Below are 18,537 nucleotides of genomic sequence, written 5' to 3'. Positions count from 1 at the left end.
CAGGCCATGAACAACATGAAGCGCGCACTCGCCGCCGTCGGACTCGCGGGCGCAGCCCTGTCCTTCGGAGGAGCGGCTCAGGCCGACGGCGGCGGCTGGGCTATCCAGCAGGCCCAGTCGAACGACAATCGTGGCGGTAGGGGCGCCGTACAGGAGGAAGCCACCACCATCGACAACGACACCGCGCACCAGGTAGATCAGGCCGGGGTCGTCTCTGACGCTCTGGAAAAGCTCGGGCTCCAGTAGCCCTGCGGCACCTTCGCACCCCTCCTCGCCCCGGGCTATGAGGGGCTTCTTCGTGACCCAGAATCAGTCGCCCTGCGTAACCCCGGCGCTACCCTCATGTCGGTATCCTCGGGCGCGCTGAATACAGCCTCGCTGTGTGGCTCATGTCCGGGTGTGGGCTCCGCATCTCCGAAGCGCTTGCCGTGCAGGAAGCCGACTTCCACCTGAAGGCCGGAACGCGGGTGCTCCGCGTCCGCAGGCAGGTCCAGAAGGCCAAAGGGGGCGGACGGCAAGCAGCACGCCACATACGCGGCCCTCAAGCACCGGCAGCCGGGCGACTGGCGAGACGTGCCCGTCCCTACCTCTGTGTGGCACCGCGTGAAGTTCCACATCCGCGCCCACGGCACCCGCCTCGATGGCGGACTCTTCAAGAACCAGCGGGGGAGCCTCGCGGCCCGGGATGACTTCGGGTACGCCTGGCGGCAGGTGTCTGCCACGGTGCGGCATGAGTGGAGCGCCCATGACCTCCGGCACTACTTCGCTTCGACGTGCCTCTTGAACGGCCTGCCCATCCTGGCCGTGTCCCGATGGCTCGGACACGCCTCCATCACCATCACCGCCGACACGTACGGGCACATGACGCCGGACTCCATGGACCGGGCCGTGAACGTGCTCGACGGGATCATGGGGCTGGCCGCGTAACGGCGACTCAGCACCGGTGATGACCCCGTGCTGAGATGTGCTGGCATTAGCACATGGAGCAGCCCATACGTGCAGGTCAAAGCGACACTCACTCGTTTGTGTGCAGAATCGGTAGGGCCCTTTACGGACTGACCCCTTCCGTCCGCGTACGCTGCGCGGCATGACCCGCAGGACCAGGCCCCCCGCGGCGGAGCCCTCCGCCGACGCCATCGCACGACTGCCCGCACCGCTGCCCGCGCCCGAGCTGACCGAGGCCGAGTGCCGAAGGTGCGGCACGTACATCGCGGGGCTGGACGGGCGGTACGCGTGCGGCGTGTGCGGCTGGGTCAACGACCACTCGGAGGGCCACCGGCGGCTGCCGACGGCCGACGAGGACCCGGACCGGCCGGCGGCCCGGGGCCGGTCCCGGCGGCCGAGGCCGCTTCCGCCCGGCCCGCAGGAGGGCCCGCAGGAGAGCCCGCCCGGCCCGGCGGACCCCTCGCCGACGGGCCACTGAGGGGGCGGAAACCGGCCGCCGTACCCTTGGCTGGTGCGATACGTGCACACGGCAGGTTCAACGAGGAGGCGCTGCGGTGGCTGAGCTTGGGTTTGTCCATCTGGGCTTCGGACCCGATTACGTCGAGTACACCCAGGCCTGGGAGGAGCAGCGGCGGGTCCACACCGCGCGCTTCACGGACGAGATCGGCGACACCTGTCTCCTGCTGGAGCACCAGCCCGTCTACACCGCCGGCCGGCGCACCGCCGACAGCGAGCGCCCGCTCGACGGCACCCCCGTCGTGGACGTGGACCGCGGCGGCAAGATCACCTGGCACGGCCCGGGCCAGCTCGTCGGCTACCCGATCATGAAGCTGCCCCGCCCGGTCGACGTCGTCGCGCACGTGCGCCGGCTGGAGGAGGCGCTGATCCGCACCGCCGCCGAGTTCGGCCTGGAGACCACCCGGGTCGAGGGCCGCTCCGGGGTCTGGGTCCTCGGGGATCCCGTCGAGGACCGGCCGAAGATGGGCGGGCTCTCCCTCGACCTCGACCCGCGGCTGACGGACGAGGAGTTCGACCCGCGTCTGAACGGCCCCGAGTACGCCCCCTCCAACGCCGGCCAGCGCCGCGAGGACCGCAAGCTGGCCGCGATCGGCATCCGCGTCGCCAAGGGCGTCACCATGCACGGCTTCGCGATCAACGTGAACCCGGACAGCACCTGGTTCGACCGGATCATCCCGTGCGGAATCCGGGACGCCGGTGTGACCTCGCTCTCGTACGAACTGGGCCGCGAGATCTCCATCGCCGACGTGCTGCCGGTCGCCGAACGCCACCTGAAGGACGTACTGGAGCAGGCGGAGCTGCGGCCGAGGGAGATCGAGCCCGCCGCGGGCTGACGGCTGAGGGAATGCGGCCGGTCACCGCCAGGTTGGCCGACGTAAGAGCGTATGAAATTACGGGCGTACCCTGGTGGGCGCCGAAGAATCGAAGTCACAGGGAGCCGGTCGTGTCCGCAGTCGCACCCGACGGACGCAAGATGCTGCGCCTGGAGGTCCGTAACAGCCAGACCCCCATCGAGCGCAAGCCCGAGTGGATCAAGACCCGGGCGAAGATGGGTCCCGAGTACACGAAGATGCAGGCCCTGGTGAAGGGCGAAGGACTGCACACCGTGTGCCAGGAAGCCGGCTGCCCCAACATCTACGAATGCTGGGAGGACCGCGAGGCCACCTTCCTCATCGGTGGCGACCAGTGCACCCGGCGCTGTGACTTCTGCCAGATCGACACGGGCAAGCCCGAGGCCCTGGACCGGGACGAGCCGCGCCGCGTCGGCGAGTCGGTCGTCACGATGGACCTGAACTACGCCACCATCACCGGCGTCGCGCGCGACGACCTGGCCGACGGCGGTGCCTGGCTGTACGCGGAGACCGTGCGCCAGATCCACGAGCAGACGGCGGGCCGCGAGGCCGGCCACACCAAGGTCGAGCTGCTGGCCCCGGACTTCAACGCGGTCCCGGAGCTGCTGGAGGAGGTCTTCGCCTCCCGCCCCGAGGTCTTCGCGCACAACGTGGAGACGGTGCCGCGGATCTTCAAGCGGATCCGCCCCGGCTTCCGCTACGAGCGCTCGCTCGACGTGATCCGCCAGGCCCGCGCCTACGGCCTCGTCACCAAGTCCAACCTGATCCTGGGCATGGGCGAGGAGCGCGAGGAGGTCTCGCAGGCGCTGAAGGAGCTGCACGAGGCCGGCTGCGAGCTCATCACCATCACCCAGTACCTGCGGCCCTCGCCGCGGCACCACCCCGTCGAGCGCTGGGTGAAGCCGGCCGAGTTCGTGGAGCTGGCGAAGGAGGCCGAGGAGATCGGCTTCTCCGGTGTGATGTCGGGCCCGCTGGTCCGCTCCTCGTACCGGGCCGGGCGCCTCTACCAGCAGGCGATGGAGAAGCGCGCCACGGTGTGACGCGCGCTACCGCACGGACTGTGTGAACTCACGCACAAAGTCTTACCAGCGGGTAACACCGCATCGACGCGGCCCCTAGGCTCTCTGTAACGAGAGTCCGGCGGGCCGCGTAAATGTTTCATCACCGTTTGACCGACCGGTCATGCCCTGGTAACACCAGTCAGTGACGATGGCTCCACGCACCGCGCACGCCGGCGCACAGCGCTGACACGCTCCGCCGTGCGCCCCAGAACGTCCCCGAACCGCCCAGCACCGTGAAAGGGATCGACATCATGCAGGCCGCGCCCGTACGCGCCATTGCCATTCCGTCGTTCACCGACGCCTTCCGGGGCTTCGAGTCGCTGCTCATGAGCGGCGCCCGCCGCAACGCATGGAGCGCCGTCCTGGAGGACCGCCGCAGAGCCAAGGACCGGGTCGAAACCGAGCACGTACTCGAGGCCGCGGCGACCCGGACCTCGCAGGCCACGTAAACTTCGCTCTATGGCGAGGAAGTCAAACGCAGAGACTGCTGCGAACCCCGGGCGACTGAAGCAGATCGCCCTGACGTACAAGATGACGCGCAAGGCCGACCCGAAGGTCGGTCTGATCGTCGCGGGCGTGGGAATCGTCACCTTCGGTGTCTTTCTTGCGATCGGCTTCCTGATCGACCACCCGGTCTACCTGGGCATCCTGGGCTTCCTGGTGGCGTTCCTCGCGATGGCGATCGTCTTCGGACGACGGGCCGAGCGGGCTGCCTTCGGGCAGATGGAGGGACAGCCGGGCGCGGCCGCGGCCGTACTGGACAACGTGGGACGGGGCTGGACGACCACCCCGGCCGTCGCGATGAACCGGAGCCAGGACATCGTCCACCGGGCCGTGGGCAAGGCCGGCGTCGTGCTGATCGCCGAGGGCAACGCGAACCGGCTCAAGCCGATGCTCGCCGCCGAGAAGAAGAAGCTGGCCCGGATCATGCCGGACATCCCGGTGCACGACTTCATCGTGGGCACCGGCGAGGGCGAGGTCCCGCTCAAGAAGCTCCGTACGACGCTGCTCAAGCTGCCGCGCGTACTGTCCGGTCCGCAGATCACGCAGGTCAACGACAAGCTGCGGGCCATGGGCGATCTCATGAGCAACATGCCGCTGCCGAAGGGCCCGATGCCCAAGGGCATGCGGATGCCGCGCGGTGGGAAGATGCGCTGACCCGCTTTTCGTATTTCGTATACAAGACAGGGGCGCCCCCGAGCCGACCGGCTCGGGGGCGCCCCTGTCTCGTGCTTCAGCGGGCCTAGATCCGGACCTGGACGGCGCGCGCGAGGCGGTCGTGCAGGCCGCGCCCGTCCCGGTCCCAGACCAGCGCCGGGATGACCAGGGCGAGCAGCACCGTACGCAGCACGACCCGGCCGAAGCCGAGGCGGCCGCCGCCCTCGGCGACGACGCGCAGGCCCACGAGCCGCTTCCCTGGGGTGAATCCCACGGTGCCGACGGTGAGGATGCTCAGCACCACGAAGAGGGCCAGCGTCCAGTTGCCCGTGGCGCTCGCGCTGCCGTGCGTGATCAGCCCGTATGCGATCACCTGGCAGCCGACCCAGTCGATGGCGAGAGCGCCGAGGCGGCGGCCGAAGCGGGCCACCGAGCCGGGCCCCTCCTGGGGCAGGCCGAGCCGCTGGCCCCGGTAGCCGAAGTCGACGCCCATGTCCTCGGCGGCCGCGCGGGGGCCGGAGAGCCAGGATCCGATTGCCTGTCTGTTGTCCACCCGACCACGGTACCGGTGGTGTCCGACAGCGTTCCGACGGGACCCTGGTTAACTTGAGCGAAACAAATGGGTCATGCTTGAGAAATCCCGCTTGCTTATGGTCTGGTCAGCGTGCGGCACCGCACTGACGCACCACGAGCTATAAAGCCCGCCCTGCCCCGGGGTCGGGAGTAGGAGGAGTTGGATGTTCCAGAACGCCGACGAAGTGAAGCAGTACATCGAGGAGAACGACGTCAAGTTCGTCGACGTCCGCTTCTGCGACCTGCCTGGTGTGATGCAGCACTTCACCATCCCGGCGCGAGCGTTCGACCCGGCGGAGGAGCTCGCCTTCGACGGCTCCTCGATCCGCGGCTTCCAGGCGATCCACGAGTCGGACATGGCGCTGCGCGCCGACATCTCGACCGCGCGCCTGGACCCGTTCCGCAAGGACAAGACGCTCAACATCAACTTCTTCATCCACGACCCGATCACGGGTGAGGCCTACAGCCGCGACCCGCGCAACATCGCGAAGAAGGCCGAGGCGTACCTCGCCTCCACCGGCATCGCCGACACCGCGTACTTCGGCCCCGAGGCCGAGTTCTACGTGTTCGACAGCGTGCGCTTCGCGACCTCCGCGAACGAGGGCTTCTACCACATCGACTCCGAGGCCGGCGCCTGGAACACCGGCTCCGAGGAGAACAACCGCGGCTACAAGGTCCGCTACAAGGGCGGTTACTTCCCGGTCGCCCCGGTCGACCACTTCGCCGACCTGCGCGCCGAGATCTCCCTGGAGCTGGACGCCCAGGGCCTCCAGGTCGAGCGCCAGCACCACGAGGTCGGCACCGGCGGCCAGGCCGAGATCAACTACAAGTTCAACACGCTGCTGGCCGCGGCCGACGACCTGATGCTCTTCAAGTACGTCGTGAAGAACGTCGCCTGGCGCAACGGCAAGACCGCGACCTTCATGCCGAAGCCGATCTTCGGTGACAACGGCTCGGGCATGCACGTCCACCAGTCCCTGTGGGCCGGCGGCGAGCCGCTGTTCTACGACGAGGCCGGCTACGCGGGCCTGTCGGACACTGCCCGCTACTACATCGGCGGCATCCTCAAGCACGCCCCGTCGCTGCTCGCCTTCACCAACCCGACGGTGAACTCGTACCACCGCCTGGTCCCGGGCTTCGAGGCGCCGGTCAACATGGTGTACTCGCAGCGCAACCGCTCCGCCGCGATGCGCATCCCGATCACGGGCTCGAACCCGAAGGCCAAGCGCGTCGAGTTCCGCGCCCCGGACCCGTCCTCGAACCCGTACCTGGCGTTCGCGGCCCTCCTGCTGGCCGGCCTCGACGGCGTCAAGAACAAGATCGAGCCGATGGAGCCGATCGACAAGGACCTCTACGAGCTCTCCCCGGACGAGCACGCGAGCGTCCCGCAGGTCCCGACCAGCCTGGAGGACGTCCTCAAGGCCCTGGAGGCCGACCACGAGTACCTCCTGGCCGGCGGCGTCTTCACCCCGGACCTGATCGAGACCTGGATCGACTACAAGCGCACGCACGAGATCGCCCCGATCGCCCTGCGCCCGCACCCGCACGAGTTCGAGATGTACTTCGACATCTAAGAAGCAGCGCACACAGCGGCCCCGCCACTCTCCCCGGAGAGCGGCGGGGCCGCTGTGCTGTCAGGGCATGCTCAGGGCGCAGGAGGGGCGGCTGCCCTGGCCTTGCGGAGGAGGGGCATGGCGGAGGTCAGGTCGCGGAGGCAGCGGACCGCCAGTTCCGGTGGGGAGCCCGGGCCCGCGACCGGGGCGTCCGTCGTCGACCAGAGTTCCAGGGCGATGCGGATGGCGTCCGTCGCGGCCGCCGCGAGGAGGCGGACGCCCAGGGGGTCGGCGTCCTCGCCGGCCAGCCGGGCGATCACCGGGACCAGGCGTTCCTCGGAGTCCTGGTTCACGCGGTACCAGACCGCGCGCAGCGCCTCGTCGGTCGCGGCCGCGCGGAGCAGGCCCCGGGTCACCTCCAGGCCCTCCTCGACCGCCTGGGAGTCGCTCAACGAGCGGGTCACCGCGCGTTCCAGGGACTCCGCGAGGGGGGCGGCGGGGTCTTCCTCGGCGAGCAGGGCGCGCCAGGCGTCACCGCCTCCCGCGAGCAGCGGGGCCACGGCCTCCTGCTTGTTGCGGAAATAGCGGTAGAAGGTACGCAGCGCCACCCCGGCGCGGTGGGCGATGTCCTCGGCGGTGGTGCCGTCGGGGCCGTGTTCGGCGAACAGTTCGCAGGCCGCGCGGGCGATGTCGAGCTGGGTCGCGGCCTTGCGGCGCTCGGTCAGCGACTGGGCTCCGGGGCCGGCCAGGGGAGAGTACGGACGTGGGGATCTCACGCGTGAAGCCTACCTTCCCGGTTCCTTGGCGAGTGCATGTTCTGACAGTCTGGCAAAACGTGTCATCCGACGAGTACGCTCGCGCCATGAACCGTTACGAAGGACGTCGCGTCCTCATCACCGGCGGCGGCTCCGGCATCGGCCGGGCCACCGTCCACCGCATCCTCGCCGAGGGCGGCCGTGTCCACACCGTGGACGTCAACGAGGAGGGACTGCGGGGCACCGCGGAGCAGGCCGCAGCCGACGGGCACGCGGACCGCCTCACCACCGCCGTCCTCGACATATCCGACGAGGCGGCCGTGCAGAGCGGTGTCGCCGCCGCCGTGGACCTCCTCGGCGGGCTCGACGTGCTCGTCAACGCCGCCGGCATCCTGCGCTCCGCGCACACCCACCAGACCACGCTCGACTTCTGGAACAAGGTCATCGCGGTCAACCTCACCGGAACCTTCCTGGTGATCCGCGAATCGCTCCCGGCGCTACTGGAGGGCGACCAGCCGGTCGTCGTGAACTTCAGCTCCACCTCGGCGTCCTTCGCCCACCCCTACATGTCCGCGTACGCGGCCAGCAAGGGCGGCATCCAGTCCATGACCCACGCCCTGGCCGCCGAGTACAGCAAGCAGGGCCTGCGCTTCGTCGCCGTCGCGCCCGGCTCCATCGAGAGCGGCATGACCACGGGCAACGGCCCGGGCCTGCCCGAGGACACCGACTGGAGCTTGTTCGCCAAGCTGGCCCCGGCCCTCGGCCAGGGCTTCGCCGGCCCGCAGACCGTCGCCGGAGTCGTCGCCATGCTGGGCTCCGAGGACGGCGCCTTCATCACCGGTACCGAGATCCGCATCGACGGCGGGACCCACTACTAGGGCCTGTTCTGAGTTCGGATCACGGGGTGCCAGGGAGGCTGCGTAGCCAAAGGATGGATCCTCGCAGGTGGAGTCCGGCGAGATAGCTCTCAGGTGTCTTGTCGTAGCGGGTGGCCAGCCCCCGCCATTCCTTGAACTTGTTGATGGCACGCTCGACGGTGTTCCGGTCTTTGTAGAGCTCGGCATCGTGGGAGACCGGGCGGCCGCCCTGTGAGCCCCGCTTCTTGCGGTTGGCTGCCTGGTCGGCCTTCTCCGGGATCACCGCCTTGATGTTGCGTCTTCGCAGGTGGGCGCGGTTGGCGCGGGAGGAGTACGCCTTGTCTCCGGCTACGGCGTCCGGCCGGGTCCTGGGGCGGCCCATCGGAACACGCACCTTGATTTTCTCCAGGACCGGGATGAACCGCGGACTGTCCGCGGCCTGTCCGGGGGTGAGGATGATGGACAGTGGGCGGCAGCGCCGGTCGGTCGCGAGGTGCACCTTGGTGGTCAGCCCGCCCCGGGAGCGTCCCAGCTCGGCGGCCTTCAGCCGGACCTTGCGGCGTCGGCGTACCGCGCGGCGCCGTGCCCGTTCGGCTTCCTCACCGCCCTCGGGCCCCTCGGCTACGGAGTCGTTTTGTCCGGTTGCCGAAGCCCCTTTTCCTTCATCAAGGCCTTCTCCAGGTCCTCCAGGAGCTCGGGGTCGACCACCATGCCCGCCGCGTGGTGATGCGCGCGGGCGACGGTGGAGTCCACGCTGACCAGGCTGAGGTCGACATCGTCGCGTGCCGCCGCCTCGGCGATCACCACGTCCATGAGGGTCTGGAAGATCCCGCCACGTGCCCACATGCGGAACCGGTCGTAGATCGTTGACCAGGAGCCGTAGCTTGCCGGCACGTCCCGCCAGGGGCAGCCGGTACGGAACCTCCACATCACCGCATTGAAGTAACTGCGCAGGTCAGGGATCGGCCCGGACGCCCCCAGCGGGAGGTGCGGCTCGATCAACTCCCATTCGCCATCGGTCAGATCACCACGCGTCATACAACCGTGCTACCAGCCGAAGCGCCCGAACGAAGGCCGAACGCCCCGATTGTGATCCGGACTCAGAACAGCCCCTAGACCGGCCCCTGGACGGTCGGTCAGCCTCTGAAGCGGTCCCACAGCCGGGGGAAGCGCTCCGCGAGCACGGCTTCGTTCTCGAAGTCCAGCGAGGTGCCCTCCGGTTCCGCCGCTTGCAACGGAATGCCCAGATCCGGCGCCACCGCCCCCGTCAGCTGCTCGTACGCCTCGTCGGCCGCGTACCCCAGCTCCTCGCCGTCCCCGTCGATCTCCTCGTCGAACTCGTCCAGGAGCTCCGCGAGCGCGTCGGGATCGTGCACCCCTCCCTCGAACACCTCCCGGCCCTGGCCGATCAGCCAGCACCGGAAGTAGTCGAACGCGTCGTCGCTCGCCCCGTCGAGCAGCACCCACGCCGCGCCCCACAGGTCCCACGTGTACGCCCGGTTGTACCGGGACTCGAAGTGCCGGGCGAAGTCCAGGACGGAGTCCGGATCGAGCTGCGCCAGCCGCTCCACGAGCAGCTCGGCGTGTTCCTCGGGGTCGCCCTCGGCGGCCTCGCGGGTACGGTCGACGATCTCCCAGAACTCCGTCTCGTCCATCACCGCTCCAGCATCACGGGTGCGCCCCCTCGCCGCCACCGCTCATACGGCCAAAGGCCGGTGTCCGACCCCTGGAATCGGGGGTCGGACACCGGCCTCTGTCCTACGGTGTGCGTGCCTTACAGGCCGTAGCGCTCGCGCGCCTCCTTGATGGCGGACGCCGGCACCTCGCCGCGGCGGGCGAGCTGGGCCAGCGCGGCCACCACGATCGACTGCGCGTCGACGCCGAAGTGGCGGCGGGCGCCGTCGCGGGTGTCGGACAGGCCGAAGCCGTCCGTACCGAGCGAGGTCCAGTCCTGCTCCACCCACTGGCTGATCTGGTCCGGGACCTGGCGCATCCAGTCGGAGACGGCCAGCACCGGGCTCGTGACGCCCTCCAGCGCGCGGGTGACGTACGGGGTGCGCACCTCGCCGCGCAGCAGCGCCTCGTCGCACTCCAGCGCGTCGCGCCGCAGCTCGCCCCAGGAGGTGGCGGACCAGACGTCGGCGGCCACGTTCCAGTCGGCGGCGAGCAGCTTCTGCGCCTCCAGCACCCAGTGGATCGCCGTACCCGAGGCCATCAGCTGGATCTTCGGGGCGTCGGCGGCCGGGGCGGACTCCAGCGAGGAAGCCTCGTTGAAGCGGTAGAGGCCGCGCAGGATGCCCTCTTCCACGCCCTCCGGCATGGCCGGCTGCACCTTCGGCTCGTTGTAGACCGTCAGGTAGTAGAAGACGTCTTCCGGCTTCTCGCCGTACATGCGGCGCAGACCGTCCTTGACGATCACCGCGATCTCGTACGCGAACGCCGGGTCGTAGTTGAGCGACGCCGGGTTCGTGGACGCGATCAGGTGCGAGTGGCCGTCCGCGTGCTGCAGGCCCTCACCGGTCAGGGTCGTACGACCGGCCGTGGCGCCGACGATGAAGCCCTTGCCGAGCTGGTCGGCGAGCTGCCACATCTGGTCGGCGGTGCGCTGCCAGCCGAACATCGAGTAGAAGATGTAGAAGGGGATCATCGGCTCGCCGTGCGTCGCGTACGACGTGCAGGCGGCGATGAAGTCGGCCATGGCGCCGGCCTCGGTGATCCCCTCGTTGAGGATCTGGCCGTCCTTGGCTTCCTTGTAGTACATGAGCTGGTCGCGGTCGACCGGCTCGTACGTCTGACCCAGCGGCGAGTAGATGCCGGCCGACGGGAAGAGCGACTCCATACCGAAGGTGCGGGCCTCGTCGGGGACGATCGGCACCCAGCGCTTGCCGGTCTCCTTGTCCCGCATCAGGTCCTTGACGAGCCGGACGAAGGCCATGGTGGTGGCCATCTCCTGCTTGCCGGAGCCCTTGATCAGCGGGGCGAAGGAACGCTCCGCCGGGGCGGGCAGGGCCACGTGCTTGACCTTGCGGGCCGGGGCCGGGCCGCCGAGCGCCGCGCGGCGCTCGTTCAGGTACTGCACCTCGGGGCTGTTCGCGCCCGGGTGGCCGTACGGGACGACGCCGTCGGCGAAGGCGCTGTCCGGGATCGGGAGCCCGAGCAGGTCGCGCATGCCCTTGAACTCGTCGATCGTCAGCTTCTTCATCTGGTGGTTCGCGTTCTTCGACTCGAACCCGGCACCCAGCGTGTAGCCCTTGACGGTCTGCGCGAGGATGACCGTCGGCGCGCCCTTGTGCTCCAGGGCGGCCTTGTACGCGGCGTAGACCTTGCGGGGCTCGTGGCCGCCGCGGGAGCTGTGGAAGCACTCGGCGATCTTCGCGTCGGAGAGCACGCCGGCCAGCTGCACGAGCTCGGCGTTGGCGCCGAAGAAGTGCTGGCGGATGTAGGCCACGTCGCGGGTCGCGTACGTCTGGAACTGCGCGTCGGGTACCTCGCGCAGGCGGCGTACCAGGGCGCCCGTGGTGTCGAGCCGGAACAGCTCGTCCCAGGCGGAGCCCCACAGCGACTTGATGACGTTCCAGCCGGCGCCGCGGAACTGGGCCTCCAGCTCCTGGACCACGCGGAAGTTGGCGCGGACCGGACCGTCGAGGCGCTGCAGGTTGCAGTTGATGACGAAGGTCAGGTTGTCGAGCTGCTCGCGGGAGGCCAGGGCCAGGGCGGCGGTCGACTCGGGCTCGTCCATCTCGCCGTCGCCCAGGAAGGCCCAGACGTGCGAGTTGGCGGTGTCCTTGATGCTCCGGTTCTGCAGGTAGCGGTTGAAGCGCGCCTGGTAGATCGCGGAGAGCGGGCCGAGGCCCATGGAGACCGTCGGGAACTCCCACAGCCACGGCAGGCGCCGCGGGTGCGGGTAGGACGGCAGGCCGTTGCCGCCGGACTCCTGGCGGAAGTTGTCGAGCTGCTGCTCGGAGATGCGCCCGTCGAGGAAGGCGCGGGCGTAGATGCCGGGGGAGGCGTGGCCCTGGATGTAGAGCTGGTCGCCCGATCCGTCGGCCTCCTTCCCGCGGAAGAAGTGCTGGAAGCCGGTCTCGTAGAGCCAGGCCGCCGAGGCGAAGGTGGCGATGTGGCCGCCGACGCCGTACTTGGAGCCGCGGGTCACCATGGCGGCCGCGTTCCAGCGGTTCCATGCGGTGATCTTGGCTTCCATCTCCTCGTCGCCCGGGAACTCGGGCTCGGCGGAGGTGGGGATGGTGTTGACGTAGTCCGTCTCCAGCAGCTTCGGCAGGGCGAGGCCGGCGGCCTCGGCGTGCTGGAGGGTGCGGCGGAGCAGGTATTCGGCGCGGCGCGTACCGGCGGCCTTGGCGACGGCGTCGAGGGAGGCCGCCCATTCGGCGGTCTCCTCGGTGTCGCGGTCCGGGAGCTGGTCGAGCTCGCTCGGAAGCTTTCCTACGGGGTCGGACATCGGTGTGCGCCGCCTTCCGGACAAAGGAGAGGTGGTGAAAAATCCCTGACGGGCAGGACAGGGTCGATGGGCCCGGTTGGGGTCCGTCGACGACTGTAAATCGCTGATCGATGATCGATCAAACGAATGTGACATTGAAATGGCCATCCGGCCAAAAGTCGGCACCCGGTGCCATGGAATCAGGCACCCGGTGCCGGGTAAAGCAGGACAAACAAACCCGTCAGGCGCGGGGCGCACACCCCAGGACGTGGCGCTTCACGAGCACCCCGATGTCCGGATCCTGACTGCGGAACGCCTCCACGAGGGCCGCGTGCTCCTCCGCGTACGACTTCTGGACGGTTCCCAGCCAGCGGATGGACAGGGCCGTGAAGACCTCGATGCCCAGGCTCTCCCAGGTGTGCAGCAGCACGCTGTTCCCGGCCGCCCGCACCAGCTCCCGGTGGAAGCCGACGGTGTGCCGCACCTGCGCGGTACCGTCCTCCGTCCGGTCGGCCTCCCACAGCGCCGCCACGTGCGGCTCCAGCGCCGAGCAGTCCGCCGCCAGCCGCGGCGCGGCCAGTTCGGCCGCGATCTGCTCCAGGCCGGCCCGGACCGGGTAGATCTCCTCCAGGTCGGCCGCCGACAGGTTCCGTACGCGCACGCCCTTGTTCGGTGCCGACTCGATCAGCCGCAGCGTCTCCAGCTCGCGCAGGGCCTCGCGCACGGGCGTCTGGCTGACCTCCAGCTCCACGGCGATCCGGCGCTCGACGATCCGCTCGCCGGGCTTCCAGCGTCCGCTGACGATCCCCTCCACGATGTGCTCGCGGATCTGCTCGCGCAGCGAGTGCACGACGGGTGGGGTGATCATCGGGGCTTCATCTCCTGTGGGGCCGCGCATCGCTTCGATGCGTAGACAATACGGCGGAGTGGGCCGCGGGGATGCGTTCCTGGTCAGGGCCGTTGGGTGAGGCTGGTTACAAGGCGCTGCGCCGGATCACGCTCAGGGCCGTGACCGGACCCACCGACAGCCGGTACGCGCCCGGTTCGGGCGGCGGGAACGAGACGCCGTAGCGGCCGCCGCCCAAGCTCCGCAGGGCGCGGGCCACCGGACGGCCGCCGTCGGCCGGGCGGAGCTCCGCCATGAGCAGCCGCACGTCGTCGGGGGCAGTGACCGTGACCTCGTACGGGACCCCCGCGGGCAGTACGGGCGGCACCTGCACCCCCAGCCGGGCGGCCGGGTCGGTGACAGCGGCGTCCCCGGGGAGCAGGGGCCCGTCGCCCAGGAGGCCGCGCAGGGCCTCCCGTACGGCCCGGTTGTTCTGGAGCGAGCCGTGCTGCTCGTACGGGGTGCACGACGCGTACGGGGTACCGGGCCCGCCGGCCCCGCCGAGGCGGGGGACCGTCCCGTCGCCGTCGCCGTCGCCCCCCGTGAGGAGGACCAGGCGGCCCCCGGCGTACCTCGCGGTCGTCGCCGTGGGCTGGCCCGTGCCGGCGATCTCGTACAGCCCGGCCCGCGGCGGGGCGCCGCGCAGGTCGGAGTGGAAGCGGGCCGCGTCCGCGAGCAGCGCCTCGTCCACGCCCGGCAGCCCCGGCAGGTCGCGGAGGTGCGCGAGCCCGTCCGGGCCCTCCACGCAGGCGTAGTCGGGGGCCAGCTGGTGCAGGGACGGCAGGCTGCGGGCGAAGGGGCCGAGGTCGGGGCCCGCGCTGTGCCCGCTCCCCACCAGGTCGGCCAGGGCCCGTACGGAGCCCCGGTGCGGGGTGCCCAGGGTGATCACGCGGCGGGTGATCCCGTGCCCGCCGAGGCGTTCCACGTAGTGCCGGGCCACGAGCCCGCCCATGCCGTGGCAGAGGAAGACCACCCGGGCCTCACGGCGCTCGGGGGCCGAGGCCCGCCAGCGCTCCAGCTCCAGGTCGATCCGGCCCTTCAGCCGCTCCGCGCCGTGGCGGCAGGACAGCCGCCAGTCGTACGGGAACGTGAGGAGGTTGTCCGATACGGACAGGGTGAAATGGCGTTCCAGCCAGCGCAGCAGGTCCGTGTAGCCGTCCACCGGGTGCCAGATGCCCGGCAGGGCGTGCAGATCGGGCATCAGGCCCACGGGGACGACCCCGTCGCCCGGGTCGCCGTCGCCGATGTCCTTCGGGAGGCGCAGGGCGCCCATGGAGCGGCCGAAGCCGCGCAGGCCGCGTAAGAGGGCCGGGCCGGACAGGTCCCAGACCGCTCTGCCGTCGGCGTCCGCCAGCCGGCTGCCCAGGATCCCCGGCAGTACCACGACGAGATCCGTCACCTGTGTCCGTGCCATACGCAGCCCCCCGAGATGTCACACATGGACCCACCAGGGTATGACGACGGCGCCCCCGCCCGAAGTGGTTCCGGGCGGGGGCGCCGTGCGAGTCGTGCGCAGTGGGGCCTGGGCCTCAGAGGCCGAGCTCGACCTCGAACTCGCCGGCCTCGAGGATCGCCTTGACAGCCGAGAGGTACCGGGCCGCGTCCGCGCCGTCCACCAGGCGGTGGTCGTAGGACAGGGTCAGGTACGTCATGTCGCGGACGCCGATGACGGTGCCCTCGGGGGTCTCGATGACCATCGGGCGCTTGACCGTGGCACCGATGCCCAGGATGGCGACCTGGTTCGGGGGCACGATCACGGTGTCGAACAGCGCACCGCGCGAACCGGTGTTGCTGATGGTGAAGGTCGCGCCCGACAGCTCGTCCGGCGTGATCTTGTTGCCGCGGACCTTGGCGGCCAGGTCGGCCGTGGCCTTGGAGATGCCCGCCAGGTTGAGGTCACCGGCACCCTTGATGACCGGGGTCATCAGGCCCTTCTCGGAGTCCACGGCGATGCCGATGTTCTCCGAGTCGAAGTAGGTGATGGTGCCCTCGTCGTCGTTGATCCGGGCGTTGACGACCGCGTGGGCCTTCAGCGCCTGGGCGGCGGCCTTGACGAAGAACGGCATCGGCGAGAGCTTGACGCCCTCGCGGGCCAGGAAGGAGCCCTTGGCCTGCTCGCGCAGCTTCATGATCTTGGTGATGTCCACCTCGACCACGGAGCTGAGCTGAGCCTGCGAGTGCAGGGCCTTCATCATGTTGTCGCCGATGACCTTGCGCATGCGGGTCATCTTGACGGTCTGACCGCGCAGCTCGGACACCGCGGCGGCCGGGGCCTTGGCGGCGGGAGCGGCGGCCGCGGCCGGAGCCGGGGCGGCAGCGGCGGCCTTGGCGGCCTCGGCGGCGGCCAGGACGTCCTGCTTGCGGATACGGCCACCGACGCCGGTGCCCGAGACCGAGGCCAGGTTGACGCCGGACTCCGAGGCGAGCTTGCGCACCAGCGGGGTCACGTACGCGCCCTCGTCACCGGCGGAGACCGGGGCGGCGACCGGAGCCGGAGCGGCCACGGGGGCCGGAGCGGCGACCGGGGCCGGGGCGGCGACCGGAGCGGCAGCGGCCGGGGCGGCCACGACCGGAGCCGGAGCGGCGACCGGGGCGGCGGCGACCGGAGCCGGAGCGGCGACCGGGGCAGCCGCGACCGGGGCCGGGGCGGCGGCCGGAGCGGCACCGGCGGCGCCGATGACGGCCAGGACGGTGCCGACCTCGGCGGTCTCGTCCTCGTTGATCCGGATCTCCAGCAGGGTGCCGGAGACCGGCGCGGGGATCTCGGTGTCGACCTTGTCCGTGGAGACCTCGAGCAGCGGCTCGTCGGCCTCGACGGACTCGCCGACCTGCTTCAGCCAGCGGGTGACGGTGCCCTCGGTGACGCTCTCGCCCAGGGCGGGGAGAACGACGTCCGTGCCGGAGGCGGCGGGCGCAGCGGCGGCGGCCGGAGCCTCGGCCACCGGGGCCGGAGCCGCGGGGGCCTCGGCGACCGGAGCCGGAGCGGCGACCGGAACCTCGGCCACGACGGTCTCGGCCTCGGCGGCAGCCGGCGCGCCGGAGCCGTCGTCGATGACGGCCAGCTCGGCGCCGACCTCGACGGTCTCGTCCTCGGCGACCTTGATGGAGGCCAGGATGCCGGAGACGGGCGACGGGATCTCGGTGTCGACCTTGTCGGTCGAGACCTCGAGCAGCGGCTCGTCGGCCTCGACGCGCTCGCCCTCGGCCTTCAGCCAGCGGGTGACAGTTCCCTCGGTGACGCTCTCGCCGAGCGCCGGAAGGGTTACGGAAACCGACATGGTTTCAGTTGCTCCTTACGAAAGTGCGGAAGTGGTCGTCGCGCCCGTGACTGTGGATTAGTCGTGGGAGTGAAGCGGCTTGCCGGCCAGGGCCAGGTGGGCCTCGCCGAGCGCTTCGTTCTGGGTCGGGTGCGCGTGGATGAGCTGCGCGACCTCGGCCGGCAGAGCCTCCCAGTTGTAGATCAGCTGGGCCTCTCCGACCTGCTCGCCCATCCGGTCACCGACCATGTGGACGCCGACCACGGCACCGTCCTTGACCTGGACGAGCTTGATCTCGCCCGCGGTCTTAAGGATCTTGCTCTTGCCGTTGCCCGCCAGGTTGTACTTCAGGGCCACGACCTTGTCCGCGCCGTAGATCTCCTTGGCCTTGGCCTCGGTGATGCCGACGGAGGCGACCTCGGGGTGGCAGTACGTGACGCGCGGAACACCGTCGTAGTCGATCGGGACGGTCTTCAGACCGGCCAGACGCTCCGCGACGAGGATGCCCTCGGCGAAGCCGACGTGCGCGAGCTGCAGGGTCGGGACAAGGTCGCCGACGGCCGAGATCGTCTCCACGTTGGTCTGCATGTACTCGTCGACCAGGACGTAGCCGCGGTCCATCGCGACGCCCTGCTCCTCGTAGCCCAGGCCCTGGGAGACCGGGCCGCGGCCGACGGCGACCAGCAGCACCTCGGCCTCGAAGGTCTTGCCGTCCGCGAGGGTGACCCGTACGCCGTTCTCGGTGTACTCGGCCTTGTCGAAGAAGGTGCCCAGGTTGAACTTGATGCCGCGCTTGCGGAAGGCGCGCTCCAGCAGCTTCGAGCTGTTCTCGTCCTCGACCGGGACGAGGTGCTTGAGGCCCTCGATCACGGTGATGTCGGAGCCGAAGGACTTCCACGCCGAGGCGAACTCGACGCCGATGACGCCGCCGCCCAGGACGATCGCCGACTCGGGGACGCGGTCCAGGACCAGCGCGTGGTCCGAGGAGATGATGCGGTTGCCGTCGATCTGCAGGCCCGGCAGCGACTTCGGCACGGAGCCGGTCGCCAGCAGGACGTGGCGGCCCTGGATGCGCTGGCCGTTCACGTCGACGGAGGTCGGCGAGGAAAGGCGGCCCTCACCCTCGATGTACGTCACCTTGCGGGAGGCGACCAGGCCCTGCAGGCCCTTGTACAGGCCCGAGATGACCTCGTCCTTGTACTTCTGCACGCCCGCGATGTCGATGCCCTCGAAGGTGGCCTTCACGCCGAACTGGGCGGCTTCGCGCGCCTGGTCCGCGATCTCGCCCGCGTGGAGCAGTGCCTTCGTGGGGATGCAGCCGTTGTGCAGGCAGGTGCCGCCGAGCTTGTTCTTCTCGATCAGGGCAACGTCCAGACCCAGCTGGGATGCGCGCAGAGCCGCGGCGTAACCGCCACTGCCACCGCCGAGGATCACTAGGTCGAAAACGGTGCTGGCGTCGTTCGCCACGTCACGTCCTCCATGCATGTGCGCCGGGCACCGGTCCTCTGTGACCGGGCGGCGGCTGGTAATCGGCCGCTAGTTGTTCGGCCCTGTGGTGGGGGCCCTGTCCTGCCGAGAACCCATCTTCGCATTTGTCGGGGGAACGCGGGACGCCGGGCCCAGGATGTGGCAGGTCGTTCTGCCCGAAGTAAGGGTTACCGGTGCGTAGAAACCTACGGATTTCGTT

Annotated in this window: 17 protein-coding genes and 1 pseudogene; 9 read left to right on the top strand and 9 right to left on the bottom strand. The window is 70.0% G+C overall.

Annotation, left to right across the window (positions count from 1 at the left end; all coding sequences use genetic code 11):
* The first annotated feature begins 6 nt into the window (after positions 1 to 6).
* From OG509_RS11950 to OG509_RS11920, 7 genes are all read left to right on the top strand, one after another.
* Positions 7 to 246 (top strand): hypothetical protein, encoded by a 240-nt coding sequence (locus OG509_RS11950; protein ID WP_406182336.1) that lies wholly within the window; start codon positions 7 to 9, stop codon positions 244 to 246.
* A 357-nt stretch (positions 247 to 603) separates the two neighbouring features.
* On the top strand, positions 604 to 927 hold the full coding sequence (locus OG509_RS11945; RefSeq protein ID WP_406182334.1) for a tyrosine-type recombinase/integrase: 324 nt from the start codon (positions 604 to 606) through the stop codon (positions 925 to 927).
* A 160-nt stretch (positions 928 to 1,087) separates the two neighbouring features.
* The gene (locus OG509_RS11940) at positions 1,088 to 1,423 is read left to right on the top strand and encodes a hypothetical protein (RefSeq protein ID WP_406182332.1); all 336 of its coding nucleotides are present in this window, start codon (positions 1,088 to 1,090) and stop codon (positions 1,421 to 1,423) included.
* Positions 1,424 to 1,499: 76 nt separating this feature from the next.
* On the top strand, positions 1,500 to 2,297 hold the full coding sequence (lipB, locus tag OG509_RS11935; protein ID WP_406182330.1) for a lipoyl(octanoyl) transferase LipB: 798 nt from the start codon (positions 1,500 to 1,502) through the stop codon (positions 2,295 to 2,297).
* A gap of 110 nt (positions 2,298 to 2,407) precedes the next feature.
* Entirely contained in the window at positions 2,408 to 3,355 is a 948-nt protein-coding gene (gene lipA / locus OG509_RS11930; protein ID WP_406182328.1) for a lipoyl synthase, read from the top strand.
* Positions 3,356 to 3,627: 272 nt separating this feature from the next.
* The gene (locus OG509_RS11925) at positions 3,628 to 3,825 is read left to right on the top strand and encodes a hypothetical protein (RefSeq protein ID WP_030156182.1); all 198 of its coding nucleotides are present in this window, start codon (positions 3,628 to 3,630) and stop codon (positions 3,823 to 3,825) included.
* A 10-nt stretch (positions 3,826 to 3,835) separates the two neighbouring features.
* Entirely contained in the window at positions 3,836 to 4,534 is a 699-nt protein-coding gene (locus OG509_RS11920) for a DUF4191 domain-containing protein (protein WP_406182326.1), read from the top strand.
* An 85-nt stretch (positions 4,535 to 4,619) separates the two neighbouring features.
* Here OG509_RS11920 and OG509_RS11915 read toward each other — a convergent pair whose 3' ends face one another.
* Positions 4,620 to 5,087 (bottom strand): RDD family protein, encoded by a 468-nt coding sequence (locus OG509_RS11915; protein ID WP_387292357.1) that lies wholly within the window; start codon positions 5,085 to 5,087, stop codon positions 4,620 to 4,622.
* Between the two features lie 184 nt (positions 5,088 to 5,271).
* Here OG509_RS11915 and glnA point away from each other — a divergent pair, with 184 nt between their 5' ends.
* On the top strand, positions 5,272 to 6,681 hold the full coding sequence (gene glnA, locus OG509_RS11910; protein WP_030156177.1) for a type I glutamate--ammonia ligase: 1,410 nt from the start codon (positions 5,272 to 5,274) through the stop codon (positions 6,679 to 6,681).
* A 71-nt stretch (positions 6,682 to 6,752) separates the two neighbouring features.
* Here glnA and OG509_RS11905 read toward each other — a convergent pair whose 3' ends face one another.
* Positions 6,753 to 7,436 carry a TetR family transcriptional regulator gene (locus OG509_RS11905; protein WP_406182323.1) on the bottom strand — a complete coding sequence of 228 codons (684 nt, stop codon included), beginning with the start codon at positions 7,434 to 7,436 and terminating at the stop codon, positions 6,753 to 6,755.
* Between the two features lie 86 nt (positions 7,437 to 7,522).
* Between OG509_RS11905 and OG509_RS11900 the strand changes: the two genes are divergently transcribed.
* Positions 7,523 to 8,293: an SDR family NAD(P)-dependent oxidoreductase gene (locus OG509_RS11900; RefSeq protein ID WP_406182322.1), complete on the top strand. Its 771-nt coding sequence runs from the start codon at positions 7,523 to 7,525 to the stop codon at positions 8,291 to 8,293.
* 19 nt (positions 8,294 to 8,312) lie between these two features.
* On the opposite strand, the pseudogene OG509_RS11895 reads toward OG509_RS11900, so the two are convergent.
* The 7 genes and pseudogenes from OG509_RS11895 to lpdA all read right to left on the bottom strand — a co-directional run bounded on the left by OG509_RS11895 (position 8,313) and on the right by lpdA (position 18,317).
* Positions 8,313 to 9,310, bottom strand: a pseudogene (locus OG509_RS11895) (IS5 family transposase).
* A 98-nt stretch (positions 9,311 to 9,408) separates the two neighbouring features.
* The gene (locus tag OG509_RS11890; RefSeq protein ID WP_406182320.1) at positions 9,409 to 9,927 is read right to left on the bottom strand and encodes a DUF4240 domain-containing protein; all 519 of its coding nucleotides are present in this window, start codon (positions 9,925 to 9,927) and stop codon (positions 9,409 to 9,411) included.
* Between the two features lie 119 nt (positions 9,928 to 10,046).
* On the bottom strand, positions 10,047 to 12,728 hold the full coding sequence (gene aceE, locus OG509_RS11885; RefSeq protein WP_406182318.1) for a pyruvate dehydrogenase (acetyl-transferring), homodimeric type: 2,682 nt from the start codon (positions 12,726 to 12,728) through the stop codon (positions 10,047 to 10,049).
* A gap of 220 nt (positions 12,729 to 12,948) precedes the next feature.
* On the bottom strand, positions 12,949 to 13,572 hold the full coding sequence (locus tag OG509_RS11880; RefSeq protein ID WP_030156168.1) for a GntR family transcriptional regulator: 624 nt from the start codon (positions 13,570 to 13,572) through the stop codon (positions 12,949 to 12,951).
* Positions 13,573 to 13,681: 109 nt separating this feature from the next.
* Positions 13,682 to 15,007, bottom strand: coding sequence for an esterase/lipase family protein (locus tag OG509_RS11875; RefSeq protein WP_406182316.1), 1,326 nt, complete (start codon positions 15,005 to 15,007; stop codon positions 13,682 to 13,684).
* Between the two features lie 115 nt (positions 15,008 to 15,122).
* On the bottom strand, positions 15,123 to 16,871 hold the full coding sequence (sucB, locus tag OG509_RS11870) for a 2-oxoglutarate dehydrogenase, E2 component, dihydrolipoamide succinyltransferase (protein WP_406182314.1): 1,749 nt from the start codon (positions 16,869 to 16,871) through the stop codon (positions 15,123 to 15,125).
* Positions 16,872 to 16,928: 57 nt separating this feature from the next.
* On the bottom strand, positions 16,929 to 18,317 hold the full coding sequence (lpdA, locus tag OG509_RS11865) for a dihydrolipoyl dehydrogenase (RefSeq protein WP_385576679.1): 1,389 nt from the start codon (positions 18,315 to 18,317) through the stop codon (positions 16,929 to 16,931).
* Between the last annotated feature and the right edge of the window lie 220 nt (positions 18,318 to 18,537).

This window comes from Streptomyces sp. NBC_01006, assembly GCF_045162725.1.
Classification (GTDB): domain Bacteria; phylum Actinomycetota; class Actinomycetes; order Streptomycetales; family Streptomycetaceae; genus Streptomyces.
The sequence above is the reverse complement of the archived record's forward strand: the minus strand, read 5'-3'. Positions and strand labels throughout refer to the sequence as shown.